This window comes from Streptomyces sp. NPDC002784 (assembly GCF_053592135.1).
The window spans coordinates 350,112-363,613 of sequence record NZ_JBSFVD010000001.1 but is presented as its reverse complement, the minus strand read 5'-3'; the positions used below and the strand labels follow the sequence as shown (position 1 = coordinate 363,613).

Sequence of the window (13,502 nt, the reverse complement as noted above, 5' to 3'; positions counted from 1 at the left end):
CCGCTTCACAGGGAGGGTGGGTATCAGCTGCCGGGGGTGATCCGCTTCCCGGAGGAAGGGGTGATCCGCTTCAGGAGATCACTCTTCCTCCGTCGCCTCCTCCTCGGCCGCCAGCGCCGCGTCGAGCCGGGCCCGCGCCCCGTCCAGCCAGCGCCGGCACACCTTGGCCAGCTCCTCCCCGCGCTCCCACAGCGCCAGGGACTCCTCGAGCGTCGTACCGCCCGCCTCCAGCCGCCGTACGACCTCGATCAGCTCGTCCCGCGCCTGCTCGTACCCGAGCGCCTCATCCACCTTGCTGGTCATGCACTCACCCTAAGCATCGACTCGGACAGTGAACTCACCCGCGGAGACCCGCGCCCGCAGCACCTCGTCGCCGCCGACCTCGTCCGGGTCCCGGACGACATGCCCGTCCGCCTTCTGCAGCACGGCGTACCCCCGCTTCAGGGTCGCCGCCGGGGACAGCGCCACCACGCGCGCGTGCGTGTGCGTCAACTCGGAGTCGGCGCGGTCGAGGAGGTGGCCGAGAGTGCGGCGGCCGCGGTCCAGCAGGGCCGCGACATGATCGGCGCGCTCGTCGATCATCCGGTGCGGGTCCTCCATCGACGGCCGGGCCAGCGCATTGGCCAGCCCGCGCTCCTCCCGGTCGAGGGAGGCCGCGAGACAGCGCCGGGCCCGCCCCTGGAGCATCCGCACCCGCTCGTACTCCTCGCCCACGTCCGGTACGACCTTCTTGGCGGCGTCGGTCGGGGTGGACGCGCGCAGGTCGGCGACGTGGTCGAGGAGGGGGTTGTCGGGCTCGTGGCCGATCGCGGAGACCACCGGCGTACGGCAGGCGGCGACCGTCCGCACCAGCTGCTCGTCGGAGAACGGCAGCAGGTCCTCCACGCTGCCGCCACCGCGCGCCACGATGATCACGTCGACGTCGTCGATCTCGTCGAGCTCCTTGACCGCCTGCACGACCTGCGGAACCGCGTGCACACCCTGCACGGCGACATTGCGCACCTCGAACCGGACGGCGGGCCAGCGGTGCCGGGCGTTCTCCAGGACGTCCCGCTCCGCCGCCGAGGCCCGGCCGCACACCAGCCCGACGAGCTGCGGCAGGAACGGCAACGGCTTCTTGCGCTCCGGCGCGAACAGCCCCTCGGCCGCCAGCGCCTTCTTCAACTGCTCCAGACGCGCGAGCAGCTCACCGACCCCGACCGGCTTTATCTCGGTGGCCCGCAGCGACAACTGCCCGCGCGGGGCGTACCACTCGGGCTTCGCCAGTACGACGACCCGCGCGCCCTCGCTCACCACGTCCGCCACGGCGTCGAAGACCTGCCGGTAGCAGGTGACGCTCACGGAGATGTCGTACGACGGATCCCGCAGCGTCAGGAACACCACCCCGGCGCCCGGCCGGCGGGAGAGCTGGGTGATCTGCCCCTCGACCCACACCGCCCCGAGCCGGTCGATCCAGCCCCCGATGAGCCGCGACACCTCGCCGACGGGCAGCGGGGAGTCCGCGGACGTGTTTGCAGCCATGTCCGTGAGCGTAGCCGCAGGCACCGACATCGAATCGTCCTCGCGCGTACGGCGGCTCGTCCTCGCGAGTGCGGCGGCGAAGTGCGGTGCGGCGTGGCGCCCTTGAGCGGAGGCGCCGGTTCCTTAGCGTCACTTTCATGTCAAAAGCCGTAAAGATGAACAAAGTCGGCAGACGGTCCGCCCCGGGCACGGCGGTCGCTCTGCTGGTCGCGGCCGCCGCCCCGCTCGCCCTCGGCGGTGCGGCGCTCGCCCGGGACACCGTCGACATCGGGAACCCGGTGGCCGGCAACAACGGCTTCGGTGTGGTGACCGAGGGCGACGCCGTGCTCGGCAGCACCGAGTCCGAGGGGCCCGTCGCGATCGGCGGCGACCTCACCTTCGGCGACGGTTACAACGTCGCGCTGCACACCGCCGGGTCCTTCGTCGCGCCCGGTGATTCCGTCCCGACCGCGCTGCTGGTGGGCGGCAAGGCCGACTACGGGGCCAGCAGTCCGGTGGGCGTGCTGAGGGTGCTCGGCGACGGGTACGTGAAGGTCGGCGACATGACCGGCGGTCAGGCGCTCACCACGGACGCCAACGGGGCGGCCGTCAGCACGCGGGTCACCGCGGCGGGGGCGGGGTACGACTCCACCCCGCGCATCGAACTGACCGCACGGCAGCCGGCGGACTCGGTGGGGCAGTCGGGGCTGATGGACTTCACGTCGCTGTTCTCGGCGTACCGCGACCGCGCCGACCGCATGGCCGCCTGCGCGGGCAATGTGACCCTGCTCGACGGCAACGGCGACCCGCTGCCGGACCAGACCTCCATCGCGGCGGGCAGCAACATCAAGATCGCCCTCACCGAGGGGCGGACCAACGTGCTGCACCTCACCGGTGAGCAGCTCAACGACATCGGCACGCTGACCCTGCTCGACCAGCCGTCCGCCTCGACGCCGCTGCTGATCGTCGTCGACACCAGCGCCTCCGGCGGGGACTTCACCTGGCACACCCCGACCATGGCGGGCGTCTCCGGCACCAACGCCCCGTACATGCTCTGGGACTTCCCCGACGCCACGTCCCTCACCATCGCGGACGGCGACACGCTGGAAGGCACCCTGTACGCCCCCCGCGCCGAGGTCACGGACCTCGACCCCGCGAACATCGAGGGCGACATCATCGTGAAGTCCCTGGTGGCAGGCCCCCTGACGGGCGGCGACTCGTCCTCGGGACCGGATGCGCCGGTGAACGCGGGAGAGATCCACTACTTCCCCTTCGCGGCGGACCTCCAGTGCGAGGACACCCCGACACCGACACCGGATCCGACGACGCCGACCGCAGACCCGACGCCGGACCCCACGGAGCCGACCGGGGACCCGACGGAGCCGACGCCGGATCCGACGGAGCCGACCTGGGATCCGACGACGCCGACCCCGGACCCGACTGACCCGACCTGGGATCCGACGACGCCCACCCCGGACCCGAGCGATCCCACGGCGGACCCCACCCCCGACCCGTCCGAGCCCACGGACACCCCGTCTACGACGCCGATGCCGACCCCCTCGCCCTCGAAGCCCACCCACTCGCACCACCCGCGCCCCGATCATCACTCGCCCCACCCGCATCACCAGCGCCCCGACCACCACCACCCGCACCACCCCAAGCCCGGCCACTCCCACCCGGGGCTCGCGGACACGGGCGATGACGTGCCGGTCGGGGCGCTCGCCGCCACCGCCGCGTCCCTCACCGCCGCAGGCGTCGCCCTCCTGCTCTGGACCACCCGCCGCCGCAGGCGCCGCCACCAGCCGTGACCCCCACCGGAGCCGACCGGCGGCGGCCACCGCCTGCCCCGGTCGGCGCCCACCCGTACCGGGCCTCGCGGTCGAACCCGGGGTGGGACCAGGTCGACGCCGCTCCCGCCGTCCCTCGGGTGGCACCCTGAGCCGTTTCCCGGCGCCTGGCCCTCAGCCGTTCGGTTCGCTTCACAGGTGCGCTGGTCAGCTCCCCGCCGCCAGGACTGTCGCCAGCCCTCCCGTACCGGGCCGCTCGCGGTCGCGCGGGGTGGGACCGGCTCTTCGCCTACGGCGGGCAGGGTCCGCGTCCTCGTCCGTCCCTGGTCGACTCGGCCTCGCCGGACCTCGGACCACGGCCACCCTGAGCGGTTACTCGGAGCCTCGCCCCGCCGCGGCCGGTCCCCACCTCGCTGGACCGCCCCTGGTCCCAGTGACAGTCACCTGCCCCGGTCCCCCACCGAAAGCCGCCCAGCCGTCCCCCGCCCACCTTCAGGTCACACCCCCCGGCGTCTCAGTCAGCCCCCGCACCCTCACCCCACCCCACTCCCCACCCGCCCCCGCTGCACCACCAGCACCACCACCCCCACCCCCAACCAAACCGCCCCCATCACCTGAGCCGCCCCCGACGCCTCCGCGATCACCGTGATCGTGATGGCCGCGCCTGTCACCGGCATCAGTACGTGGCGCCACCAGATCACCGGCCCCCCGCGACGACGCACCGCGAACCAGCCCACCACGCTGGCGTGCAGCAGGGTGAAGGCGGTGAGGGCGCCGATGTCGACGACGGAGACGAGGTGATCCAATCCGTCGCCGCGGCGGGCCGCCCAGAGCGCCGCGGCCAGCGTGACCGCGGCCGCGCAGAGCAGAGCCGGCCGCGGGACCCCCGCGTTCGTCCGCGCCAGCACCCGCGGCAGGCGTCCGGCCCGGCCCATCGCGAACAGCAGCCGGCCGGCCGCCGCCTGCCCGGCCAGCGCGGCGAACGCGGCACCGATCGCCTTGCTCACGGCGACCAGGTCGTGCAGCCACGTCCCGACGGACGCGTCGACGGCGTCGTAGAAGGCGGATCCCTGCCGGGCCGGTTCGGCGGCCAGCTGGGCGGAGGTCACGGGTTCCAGCAACGCCACCAGGTAGGTCTGCGCCACGAAGAGGACGCCGGTGAGCGCCAGGCAGAACAGGACCGCCCGCGCCACCTTCCGCGAACCCCCGGTGACCTCCTCCGCGAAGGAGGCGATGGCGTCGAAGCCGAGGTAGGACAGGACCGCGATCGACACCGCCCCGAGCACCGCCGACAGCGCGAACGCGCCCTGCGTGCCGTCCCCGGACAGCGGCGACAGCCACCCCCGCTCGGCGCCGTCCCGCGCGAGGACCACCACCGCCGAGACCACGAAGACCAGCAGGACCACGATCTCCATGGCCAGCACCAGGAAGCCCACGCGGGCCGCGGGCCGTACGCCCCACAGGTTCAGCAGCGTCGTCAGGACCACCGCGATCGCCGTCCACACCCAGCGCGAGACCTCCGGGACCAGCGCCTCCATGGCGATCCCGGAGAAGAGGTAGGCGACCGCGGGGATCAGCAGATAGTCCAGCATCGCCATCCAGCCCGCGATGAACCCCGCCCGCGGCCCGAGCCCCGCCCGCGCGTAGGCGAACACCGAACCCGCCTGGGGGACCACCCGCACCATCTGCGCGTAGCTGAAGGCGGTGAACGCCATCGCCACGGTGGCGACGAGATAGACGAGCGCGACCGCCCCGTGCGACCTGGCGTCCAGCGTGCCGAACACGCCGACCGGGGCCATGGGCGCGATGAACAGCAGCCCGTAGACCACCAGGTCCCGGAAACCGAGGGTGCGCCGCAGACCGGCGGGCTCCGCCTCGGCCGCGGAGGAGGCCGTACCGATGTCGGACATGCCGCCAGTGTCCGGAGCCGTCCTGCCCGGCGCGATCTTTGACCCGCCGAACGCGGCCTTACGATGGGACGCATGACTGCTTCGCCTGGCCGCCGTGTCCTGCTCGCCGCCCCCCGTGGCTACTGCGCGGGTGTGGACCGCGCCGTGATCGCCGTCGAGAAAGCCCTGGAGCAGTACGGGGCCCCGGTGTACGTCCGGCACGAGATCGTGCACAACAAGTACGTCGTGCAGACCCTGGAGCGCAAGGGCGCCGTCTTCGTCGAGCGGACCGAGGAGGTGCCGCCCGGGAACATCGTGATGTTCTCGGCGCACGGCGTCGCCCCCGTCGTCCACGAGGAGGCCGCCCGCGGCAAGCTCGCCACCATCGACGCCACCTGCCCGCTCGTCACCAAGGTCCACAAGGAAGCCGTCCGCTTCGCCAGTGAGGACTACGACATCCTCCTGATCGGCCACGAGGGCCACGAGGAGGTCATCGGCACCTCCGGCGAGGCCCCCGACCACATCCAGCTCGTCGACGGCCCCGAGGACGTCGCCAAGGTCGAGGTCCGCGACGAGTCGAAGGTCGTGTGGCTGTCGCAGACCACGCTGAGCGTGGACGAGACGATGGAGACCGTCGACGCCCTCAAGGAGAAGTTCCCCCAGCTCATCTCCCCGCCCAGCGACGACATCTGCTACGCCACCCAGAACCGCCAGCTCGCCGTGAAGCAGATGGGCGCCGAGGCCGAACTGGTCATCGTGGTCGGCTCGCGCAACTCCTCCAACTCCAAGCGGCTGGTCGAGGTCGCCAAGCTCGCCGGCTCGCGCGCGGCCTACCTGGTGGACTTCGCGAGCGAGATCGACGAGGCCTGGCTGGAGGGCGTCACCACGGTCGGCGTCACCTCCGGCGCCTCCGTCCCGGAGGTCCTCGTCGAGGAGGTCCTGGAGTGGCTCGCCCAGCGGGGCTACGGCGATGTCGAGCTGGTGAAGGCGGCCGAGGAGTCGATCACCTTCTCGCTGCCGAAGGAGCTGCGCCGGGATCTGCGCGACGAGGCCGCGGCCCTGATCGCGGAGCGGACCGGCACCTCGCCGGAGTGACTGTCAGTCCGCCGTCGTAACGTAGAGCCATGCAGATCTTCGGTGTGGACATCGGCGGGTCCGGAATCAAGGGTGCCCCTGTGGACCTCGACAGGGGCGACCTGGCCCAGGAGCGCTTCAAGGTGCTCACCCCGCATCCGGCGACGCCCGACGGGGTGGCGGACGGCGTCAAGCAGGTCGTCGACCACTTCGGCTGGACGGGACCGGTCGGGCTGACCTTCCCGGGCGTGGTGACCGACGGGGCGACGATCCGTACGGCGGCCAATGTCGACAAGGGCTGGATCGACACCGACGCGCGCGCGTTGTTCGGCGAGCGTCTGGGCGGCCTGCCGGTGACGGTGGTCAATGACGCGGACGCCGCGGGCGTCGCCGAGATGGCCTTCGGCGCGGGGCGGGACCGCAGAGGCACCGTCATCCTGCTCACCTTCGGCACCGGCATCGGCAGCGCCCTGTTCGTGGACGGCACCCTGGTGCCCAACACCGAGCTGGGCCATCTGGAGCTGCACGGCCATGACGCGGAGAAGCGGGCCTCCAGCAAGGCCAAGGAGGACGGCGAGCTGACGTGGGAGCACTGGGCGCACCGGGTCCAGAAGTACCTCGCCCATGTGGAGATGCTGTTCTCGCCGGAGCTGTTCATCATCGGCGGCGGGGTCAGCCGTAAGTCGCAGAAGTTCCTGCACTACATCGAGGGCATCAAGGCGGAGATCGTCCCGGCGCAGCTGCAGAACAACGCCGGCATCGTGGGCGCGGCGATGCGGGCGGCGCAGCGGTAGATCATACCGGCGGCCGGCTCCTGGCCACCCGCTGCCGCATCAGCCGCACCTTGCGCACGGTCACGATCACGCCGGTGATCAGGGTTCCGCCGTACAGCCACCCGGCCTGCGTCGCGAGCGCCGTGAACAGGCCCATCAGCCGGTCGCCGGTCCCGTCCCCGCCGTCGGCGACCGGCACCAGGCCCAGCGCGAAGGCGATCGGCACGACGATGACTGCGGTCACCAGGTCCGCGCGGCGCACCCAGGCCGCGGTCAGGACGCACACCGGCAGGAACAGCACGCCGTAGACCGTCAGCGACGACCCGAACAGCAGGGCGACCAGGCCGCCGAGCGTGATCGTCAGGGCGGTGCAGAACAGCCCGACGCCCAGTCCGGTGAGCCGGGGGTTCGGCATCCGGCGCACCGCCCGCACCCACGGGGGCGGCGGACGCCGGGCGGCGGCGGGGGCACGGCGGGGGGCGTCGGCGCGGGCCGGCGACCCCGGGGCGCTGCCCCTGGCCTGCGGGGGCAGCGGCGGGGTCCCGCGGCGCGTGCCGTGCTGCTGCCCGTGCTGCGCCGGGCGCGTCCTGTGTTGCTCCACTGGACCAACTTAGGTCTGTTTATGTGTCGAACGGCCCTTGAGACACGCCGAGGGGCGGACCTTGGCCAAGCGTTCGATACGCCGCCGATGGGAGGCGGGGCACGCCGTAGACTGGTGGATCGGCCCCATCGGCCGCCAGTCCTCCACTCACGTACGGGAAGTCGCAACGTGTCGCTCACGATCGGAATCGTCGGTCTGCCGAATGTCGGCAAGTCGACCCTGTTCAACGCCCTGACCAAGAACGACGTGCTGGCGGCCAACTACCCGTTCGCCACGATCGAGCCGAACGTCGGGGTCGTCGGCGTCCCGGACGCGCGCCTGGCCAAACTGGCCGAGATCTTCTCCTCTCAGCGGGTCCTCCCGGCGACGGTCGACTTCGTCGACATCGCGGGCATCGTGCGCGGCGCCTCCGAGGGCGAGGGACTGGGCAACAAGTTCCTCGCGAACATCCGCGAGTCCGACGCGATCTGCCAGGTCATCCGCGCCTTCAAGGACGAGAACGTCGTCCATGTCGACGGCAAGGTCTCGCCCAAGGACGACATCGAGACGATCAACACCGAGCTGATCCTCGCCGACCTCCAGACCATCGAGAAGGTCCTGCCCCGGCTCCAGAAGGAGTCGCGGATCAAGAAGGACATCGCGCCGAAGGTGAAGGCCGTCGAGGAGGCCAAGGAGATCCTGGAGAAGGGCGACACCCTGTTCTCCGCGGGCATCGTCCAGGGCTCCGGCAACGAGGAGCTCCTGCACGACCTGCATCTCCTCACCACCAAGCCCTTCCTCTACGTCTTCAACGTCGACGAGGACGAGCTGACCGACGAGGCCTTCAAGGAGGAGCAGCGCGCCCTGGTCGCCCCCGCCGACGCGATCTTCCTCAACGCCAAGCTGGAGGCGGAGCTCGCCGAGCTGGACGAGGCGGACGCGCTGGAGCTGCTGGAGTCGGTCGGCGCCGAGGAGCCCGGCCTCGCCACCCTCGCCCGGGTCGGCTTCAACACCCTCGGCCTCCAGACCTACCTCACGGCAGGCCCCAAGGAGTCCCGCGCCTGGACCATCAAGAAGGGCGCCACCGCCCCCGAGGCCGCCGGAGTCATCCACACCGACTTCCAGAAGGGCTTCATCAAGGCGGAGGTCATCTCCTTCGCCGACCTGGTGGAGACGGGCTCGGTCGCGGAGGCCCGCGCGAAGGGCAAGGCACGCATGGAGGGCAAGGACTACGTCATGCAGGACGGCGATGTGGTGGAGTTCCGCTTCAACGTGTAGCGGCTGACCCATCACCACGTCGCTGATCTGGCAAACATGCAGCTCAGAGGGGGCCTGACCGTTCGGGTTGGGCCCCTAGCTAGTTTCTGCGCTGGGATGGTGCTGGGATGCCTGACCCGTCGTCACCTGTCACCCCTGGTCAGCCTTACCGTGCCGGGAAGGCTTTCGCGAAAACAAGTCCGCACCTGCACTGTTTGGCTGCATACGCTGGGGCAGCGGGAGCGGTCGGACCAGGCATTGCCCAGGTCTCGGGACAGGGAAGGGCTCCCCTGCCGCATTGTGCGGTGAAGGGGAGCCTCGGAGAGCCGACCGCCTACCGGATCAGCTCCCGTCCTCGTCGTCCTCGCCCCGTGCGCGAGGTGCGGCGGGCCGGTGCGGGCTGTGCGAGGTGTCCCAGAAGTGCGGAGGTGCCATGTCGTCTTCGTTCGTCTCCTGCCGGCCTTGGTTTCGTTCACCCGCGCCGCTCTCCGCCGCCCCCGGCGTGAACGTGCCCGCGGCCGCGTCGGTGAACGGCGACCCCTCGGGGGCTGGGAGAAGGGTCCGCCTGATCTCCTCGGCGGCCTCGTCCAGCCCGGCCGCTTCCAGGCTTCGCGCCACACGGTGCACGAACACCGTGTACTCGTCCATGTCCGGCTTCAGGCCCACCGCCGCCAGCAACAGGAGCAGCCGATCCGAAACCCCTACCTCCTCCTCGCGGTCGAACGTTCCTCCCTGGCCGTGTCTGTCATACAGCGGGACCCCGACGGTCGCTTCGCTGCGCGCGCCCACGGGCGGGACGAGCAGGTGGCGGAAGAGCTCGGGCACCTCCTCGTCCTTGGCCGCCGCCGCGATTTGGGCGAGCGGGCCGATCATGTCGACCGCCTTCTCGATTTCGTTCTCGTGACGGGCCAGCCACCACACCACCGCGCTGCCCGCGCTCTTGAGCACGTCGTCACCGAGGTAGCGCCGCTTGTTGCGCTCGTGCTGACGCTCGTACTCCCAGATCTCCTCGTCCTTGCGAAGGTCGTTCAACTTCCGCAGGCGCTCACGGTCGGCGGGGGCGAGGGCCAGCGTCACATCGGCCGCCAGGGCCTTCACCCGTCCGCTCCGGTCCGGGAGCTGGACGCTCAGCTCCCCCTCCAGGAGGTACCGCGCGAAGCTCGCCCGCCCGGGCTCCTCGTGGCGGACGACTTCCAGGGCTCGGCTGACGACCGAGGACACGGCGAGGGCGGGGGACGCGCCGTCGGACCGGTCGGCGTGGCCGGGAACCGGCCTCCACCACACGGTGGCGGAAAAGAGGAAGTCGTAGCCGTCCGCCGCGCTCGGCAGCGCCGCGTCGACCACCCGCGTCTCCTGGTACGGCGGCTCCGTCGGCGCCGCGGGTGGCTCAGGTTCGTACGGATCGGTCGATGCGCGGCCACCGCTGAGGACCGTCATCACGAGCAGCAGGGAGCCCGAGGCCGTGACCATGGACATGAAGCCCCACAGCCACGCCGACCAGTGCAGGAGGTTCCCGAGCACAGCCGGTGCGAGGCCGCAGAGAGCGACGAACGGCAGGCTGGGAAGGCGGTATGTCATCGTGCCTCTTCCGTGGTCCGTGGTCCGGCGCCCGCGCGCTCTGTGCGGGCGTACTGCGCGTGGTCGATGTGCTGCCAGAAGAGGGCGGCGACGGGCGCCCGGGACGGGTGGCGCGCGGGCCCCGCCCAGCCGCAGGCGATGGCGTAGAGGCGGTGGAGAGCGGCCGTGCGGCCGTGCGTCGCCCCGACCATCACGCTCAGCGCCATCTCCCGCGTGCTGTCGCCGGCCACGGCGTTCAGCCAGCTACTCACGAGCGGGTTCCAGAGCTCGGTCGGCGGCTGGCGGAAAACCGTCTCCCAGCCCAGGAACAGGTCCGGCCACGGCGGCGGGTCCGGTGTCCGGTCGCTCCTCAACAGCTCTGTGAGGAGCCGGATATGGAGCTCCGACCCGCGCGGCTCCCGACGCATCCGATCCCGCAGGCGGTCGATCAGCAGCCGGTAGAGCCGACGGTCGCGGACGGCGAGATCGAGAAGTGCCCCCCTGGCCTCGCGCGCCGCCTCCCCCTTCCGTACGGCGAGGTAATGGAGCCGCACCATCGCCTGATCCGGGTGCGTCGCGCTGAGGTTCTGGAGGCACGCGGCGGTCAGGACGCGGACGAGACCGTCCGACAAGGGGCCGGGCCTCACACACTCGTACATCCGCCTGCGGAACCATCCCCCGAACCTCTCGTGGCTGAGACCGAGTTCGAGGGCTGCCACGGCTCGCGGGTCGCAGGACGCCCCGGTCGCGCTGTCCGCCCAGCGGATCACGAGGTCGAAGAGGTGGTCGGGCTGCCCGACGGCCAGGGACCGCTCGCCGAAGCGGGCGACGACGTTCACCCGGTCGTCGGTGGTCAGACCGCGGAGCCCGGCGGCATGGCCGATCCAGTCCCTGAGGTCGTCGCGCATCCCGGGGAAGTTCGCCCAGAAGTACGTCCGTACCGCGTCGGCGTAGGCCAGCCGCCCGAAGCGGAGCCGTCCGTCCGGGCCCCGCTCGATCCCGAGCGCCGCCAATCGCTCCCCGAAATCCGTCCGCGCGAGCTCGGTCGTCGCCTCTTCCTCGTGCCTCACCGTCCTCATCAGGCCGCGCCACGCCTCGTAGACGGTGTCGGCGCGGGCCTCCTCGAACACCGCCGTCGCGAGCAGCAGGGCCCGCTCGGGCGCGGTGCGGACCGTGGCCACCTGTCGCCCCACCTCACCGGCACGGTCGGTCACCGCGTGCATCGCCTGGTCGAGCCATCCCGCGAAGTCGGCGCCGAACCGGCCGCTGTCGCGAGCGGTCCTCACCAGCCCCGCGAGCCGCGCCAGTTCCCGCATGGGGGAGCGGTCGCACAGGCGCTGGAGGTCGGCGCTCCCCAGGTCCGTGGGGCGGAAGGCCATCCGGTCCATGCGGAGGTACCGGGTGACGACGGCGACGCCCCGGGGGCGCCCCAGCGTCACCGTGTGCGGTTCGAAGTCCGGCGCATGGGCGTGCTCCATGCCCGACGGCAGGACGACGACCATGTGGGCCCCTGCCTCCTGGACCTGTGACCGGCGCACGGCCAGGCGGCGCTGGGCCTTGGCGTACGCCTCCTCGTCGGCGATCCCGGAGAGGTCGAGGAGGAAGCGGTCCCCTCACCGGGGACGCGAGAGCCCTCGTCCTTGTCCGTGGCGGGAAGCTCCTCGAACCGGACGCCCCCCTCGTCGGCGCCCTCGTCCTCACCGAGCTCGTGCAGCAGCATGATCGCCGCGGCGCGGCGGCCGCTGCCGGGCGGAGCCTCCAGCAGCACCAACGATCCGGGCTTCTCCAGCCGGTCGGCGGCGACGCGGTAGCCCACGGGCCGAACGAACCGGTCGGCCAGGCGCACCCGGTCCTCGCGGACGATCCGGAGGGACTCGACCCCTTTGCGGATCATCCAATCCGCGCCGACGCCGTAAAAGACGTACTGGGACCCCACGCCGTTGTTCACCGGGCCACGCGGATCGTTGACGGTGACGCGGTCCTGCTCGGTCATCGTCCGTCATCCGAGCGCCGGCGCTCGCACTCGAAGCGCTGGTGGACCGCACCGCTGTTGTCGCCCGCGGTGAACTGGACCCCGGTGTTGTCGCCCTGGAAGCGGGGGGCGTTGTACTGGTGGCCCCGACCGGTGTTCACGGGCCCCTGCGGATCGTTGACGAAGGTGCCGGACAGGTCTCCGTTGAGATTTCCGATGCCGCCGCGCACGCGCTGCTCGACGTCGCGCGTCCGCATCCTGGTGTGCCCGACATCCTGGGCCGACTTCTTGCGGGACTTCGCCTCCGTCCGCTCCCGCGCCGCACGGGCGTCGCGGTCCACCACGCCCAGCTCGGGCAGCAGCCGGGCGAGGGCGTCGCCGAGCGCCGTCAGGTCCGACTCGGCGTTGCGGTGGTCGAACCGCCTGTACTGGCAGTCCGCCAGTTCCCGCAGGTCGTCCGGGAGGACGGCGCGGTCGATCCGCGTGGCCTTTCCGACGAGCACGGGGATCACCAGGATCCCGCGGTCGAGCGCGGTCTGGATCTCACGACGGGTCCAGTCCTGCTCGGCTTCGAGGGCGGGGCGGCCATCGGCACCTCGCACCTCCGCCCAGCGCGGGCCGATCACGGCGACGAGCGCCTCGCACTCCTCCACCGCCCTGACCAGTTCCACCGGGAAGCGGTGTCCGAGCTCGATCGAGTTGCTGGCGAAGAAGATCCGCTCACCGCCGAACCGCCGGGCGAGCTCCCGAGCGATCATGGTCGCTGCGGATTCCTCGTCCCCTGTGCGGTAGTTGACGAAGACGTCGGGCATGGAGGTTCCCTTCGTAAGAGGAAGGCGGAAGACGGGGGGTGAATGGGTACGCGCGGGGGCTGCGGACCGGGGCTCGGAAGCCCCGGTCCGCCCGGCCATGAGGTCCCGACCGTGTGACGGCGTGGCGCGTCCACGGGAGGCTGTACAGATGGAGGTGCGCCGCCCGGCGCGTCACTGGTCGCGGGCAGCCCAAAGAAGCCGGGGGCGCGGTGCGACGCGCCGGGTGGGGATCAGAGGGTCCCGCCGGGGATCGTGGGATCCGGAGGGCCGGAGGGACCGGGTAGTTCGGCGAGCCGGGCGG

At 71.7% G+C, this 13,502-nt stretch carries 12 protein-coding genes; 4 read left to right on the top strand and 8 right to left on the bottom strand.

Translation table 11 applies throughout. From position 1 onward, the window contains the following. Positions 1–78 precede the first annotated feature (78 nt). Both ACWD1Z_RS01630 and xseA read right to left on the bottom strand, forming a co-directional pair. Positions 79–303 (bottom strand): exodeoxyribonuclease VII small subunit, encoded by a 225-nt coding sequence (locus tag ACWD1Z_RS01630; protein ID WP_389415136.1) that lies wholly within the window; start codon positions 301–303, stop codon positions 79–81. A gap of 9 nt (positions 304–312) precedes the next feature. Further along, positions 313–1,521 (bottom strand): exodeoxyribonuclease VII large subunit, encoded by a 1,209-nt coding sequence (xseA, locus tag ACWD1Z_RS01625; protein ID WP_451114624.1) that lies wholly within the window; start codon positions 1,519–1,521, stop codon positions 313–315. A 137-nt stretch (positions 1,522–1,658) separates the two neighbouring features. Here xseA and ACWD1Z_RS01620 point away from each other — a divergent pair, with 137 nt between their 5' ends. After that, a complete protein-coding gene (locus ACWD1Z_RS01620) occupies positions 1,659–3,308 on the top strand; it encodes a collagen-binding domain-containing protein (RefSeq protein ID WP_451114622.1) in 1,650 nt (549 codons plus the stop codon). A gap of 512 nt (positions 3,309–3,820) precedes the next feature. On the opposite strand, the gene ACWD1Z_RS01615 is transcribed toward ACWD1Z_RS01620, so the two are convergent. After that, complete coding sequence (locus tag ACWD1Z_RS01615) at positions 3,821–5,197, bottom strand: APC family permease (protein ID WP_451114620.1); 1,377 nt, start codon at positions 5,195–5,197, stop codon at positions 3,821–3,823. Positions 5,198–5,260: 63 nt separating this feature from the next. On the opposite strand from ACWD1Z_RS01615, the gene ACWD1Z_RS01610 reads away from it, so the two are divergent. Further along, on the top strand, positions 5,261–6,271 hold the full coding sequence (locus ACWD1Z_RS01610; protein ID WP_451114618.1) for a 4-hydroxy-3-methylbut-2-enyl diphosphate reductase: 1,011 nt from the start codon (positions 5,261–5,263) through the stop codon (positions 6,269–6,271). Between the two features lie 29 nt (positions 6,272–6,300). Continuing rightward, positions 6,301–7,044 (top strand): polyphosphate--glucose phosphotransferase, encoded by a 744-nt coding sequence (ppgK, locus tag ACWD1Z_RS01605; protein ID WP_451114616.1) that lies wholly within the window; start codon positions 6,301–6,303, stop codon positions 7,042–7,044. A 1-nt stretch (position 7,045) separates the two neighbouring features. Here ppgK and ACWD1Z_RS01600 read toward each other — a convergent pair whose 3' ends face one another. Beyond that, positions 7,046–7,624: a DUF6542 domain-containing protein gene (locus ACWD1Z_RS01600; RefSeq protein WP_451114614.1), complete on the bottom strand. Its 579-nt coding sequence runs from the start codon at positions 7,622–7,624 to the stop codon at positions 7,046–7,048. A 168-nt stretch (positions 7,625–7,792) separates the two neighbouring features. Between ACWD1Z_RS01600 and ychF the strand changes: the two genes are divergently transcribed. Beyond that, positions 7,793–8,881 (top strand): redox-regulated ATPase YchF, encoded by a 1,089-nt coding sequence (gene ychF / locus ACWD1Z_RS01595; RefSeq protein WP_451114612.1) that lies wholly within the window; start codon positions 7,793–7,795, stop codon positions 8,879–8,881. A gap of 321 nt (positions 8,882–9,202) precedes the next feature. On the opposite strand, the gene ACWD1Z_RS01590 is transcribed toward ychF, so the two are convergent. The 4 genes from ACWD1Z_RS01590 to ACWD1Z_RS01575 are packed head-to-tail and all read right to left on the bottom strand — an operon-like array spanning position 9,203 to position 13,201. Next, a complete protein-coding gene (locus tag ACWD1Z_RS01590) occupies positions 9,203–10,438 on the bottom strand; it encodes a hypothetical protein (RefSeq protein WP_451114610.1) in 1,236 nt (411 codons plus the stop codon). Beyond that, positions 10,435–11,919: a hypothetical protein gene (locus ACWD1Z_RS01585; RefSeq protein WP_451114608.1), complete on the bottom strand. Its 1,485-nt coding sequence runs from the start codon at positions 11,917–11,919 to the stop codon at positions 10,435–10,437. The genes ACWD1Z_RS01590 and ACWD1Z_RS01585 overlap by 4 nt, the downstream gene beginning before the upstream one ends. Next, positions 11,853–12,410 carry a hypothetical protein gene (locus tag ACWD1Z_RS01580; RefSeq protein ID WP_451114607.1) on the bottom strand — a complete coding sequence of 186 codons (558 nt, stop codon included), beginning with the start codon at positions 12,408–12,410 and terminating at the stop codon, positions 11,853–11,855. The genes ACWD1Z_RS01585 and ACWD1Z_RS01580 overlap by 67 nt, the downstream gene beginning before the upstream one ends. Further along, positions 12,407–13,201 carry a TIR domain-containing protein gene (locus ACWD1Z_RS01575; protein WP_451114605.1) on the bottom strand — a complete coding sequence of 265 codons (795 nt, stop codon included), beginning with the start codon at positions 13,199–13,201 and terminating at the stop codon, positions 12,407–12,409. Before ACWD1Z_RS01575 ends, ACWD1Z_RS01580 begins: the two co-directional genes overlap by 4 nt. Positions 13,202–13,502 lie beyond the last annotated feature (301 nt).

What these genes read in the sequence shown, in the direction of transcription:
- xseA (WP_451114624.1), bottom strand. Translation starts at nt 1,521, where the DNA reads ATGGCTGCAAACACGTCCGCGGACTCCCCGCTGCCCGTCGGCGAGGTG.
- ppgK (WP_451114616.1), top strand. Translation starts at nt 6,301, where the DNA reads ATGCAGATCTTCGGTGTGGACATCGGCGGGTCCGGAATCAAGGGTGCC.
- ACWD1Z_RS01580 (WP_451114607.1), bottom strand. Translation starts at nt 12,410, where the DNA reads ATGACCGAGCAGGACCGCGTCACCGTCAACGATCCGCGTGGCCCGGTG.
- ACWD1Z_RS01575 (WP_451114605.1), bottom strand. Translation starts at nt 13,201, where the DNA reads ATGCCCGACGTCTTCGTCAACTACCGCACAGGGGACGAGGAATCCGCA.
- ACWD1Z_RS01620 (WP_451114622.1), top strand. Translation starts at nt 1,659, where the DNA reads ATGTCAAAAGCCGTAAAGATGAACAAAGTCGGCAGACGGTCCGCCCCG.
- ACWD1Z_RS01585 (WP_451114608.1), bottom strand. Translation starts at nt 11,919, where the DNA reads ATGGTCGTCGTCCTGCCGTCGGGCATGGAGCACGCCCATGCGCCGGAC.
- ACWD1Z_RS01615 (WP_451114620.1), bottom strand. Translation starts at nt 5,197, where the DNA reads ATGTCCGACATCGGTACGGCCTCCTCCGCGGCCGAGGCGGAGCCCGCC.
- ACWD1Z_RS01610 (WP_451114618.1), top strand. Translation starts at nt 5,261, where the DNA reads ATGGGACGCATGACTGCTTCGCCTGGCCGCCGTGTCCTGCTCGCCGCC.
- ACWD1Z_RS01630 (WP_389415136.1), bottom strand. Translation starts at nt 303, where the DNA reads ATGACCAGCAAGGTGGATGAGGCGCTCGGGTACGAGCAGGCGCGGGAC.
- ACWD1Z_RS01590 (WP_451114610.1), bottom strand. Translation starts at nt 10,438, where the DNA reads ATGACATACCGCCTTCCCAGCCTGCCGTTCGTCGCTCTCTGCGGCCTC.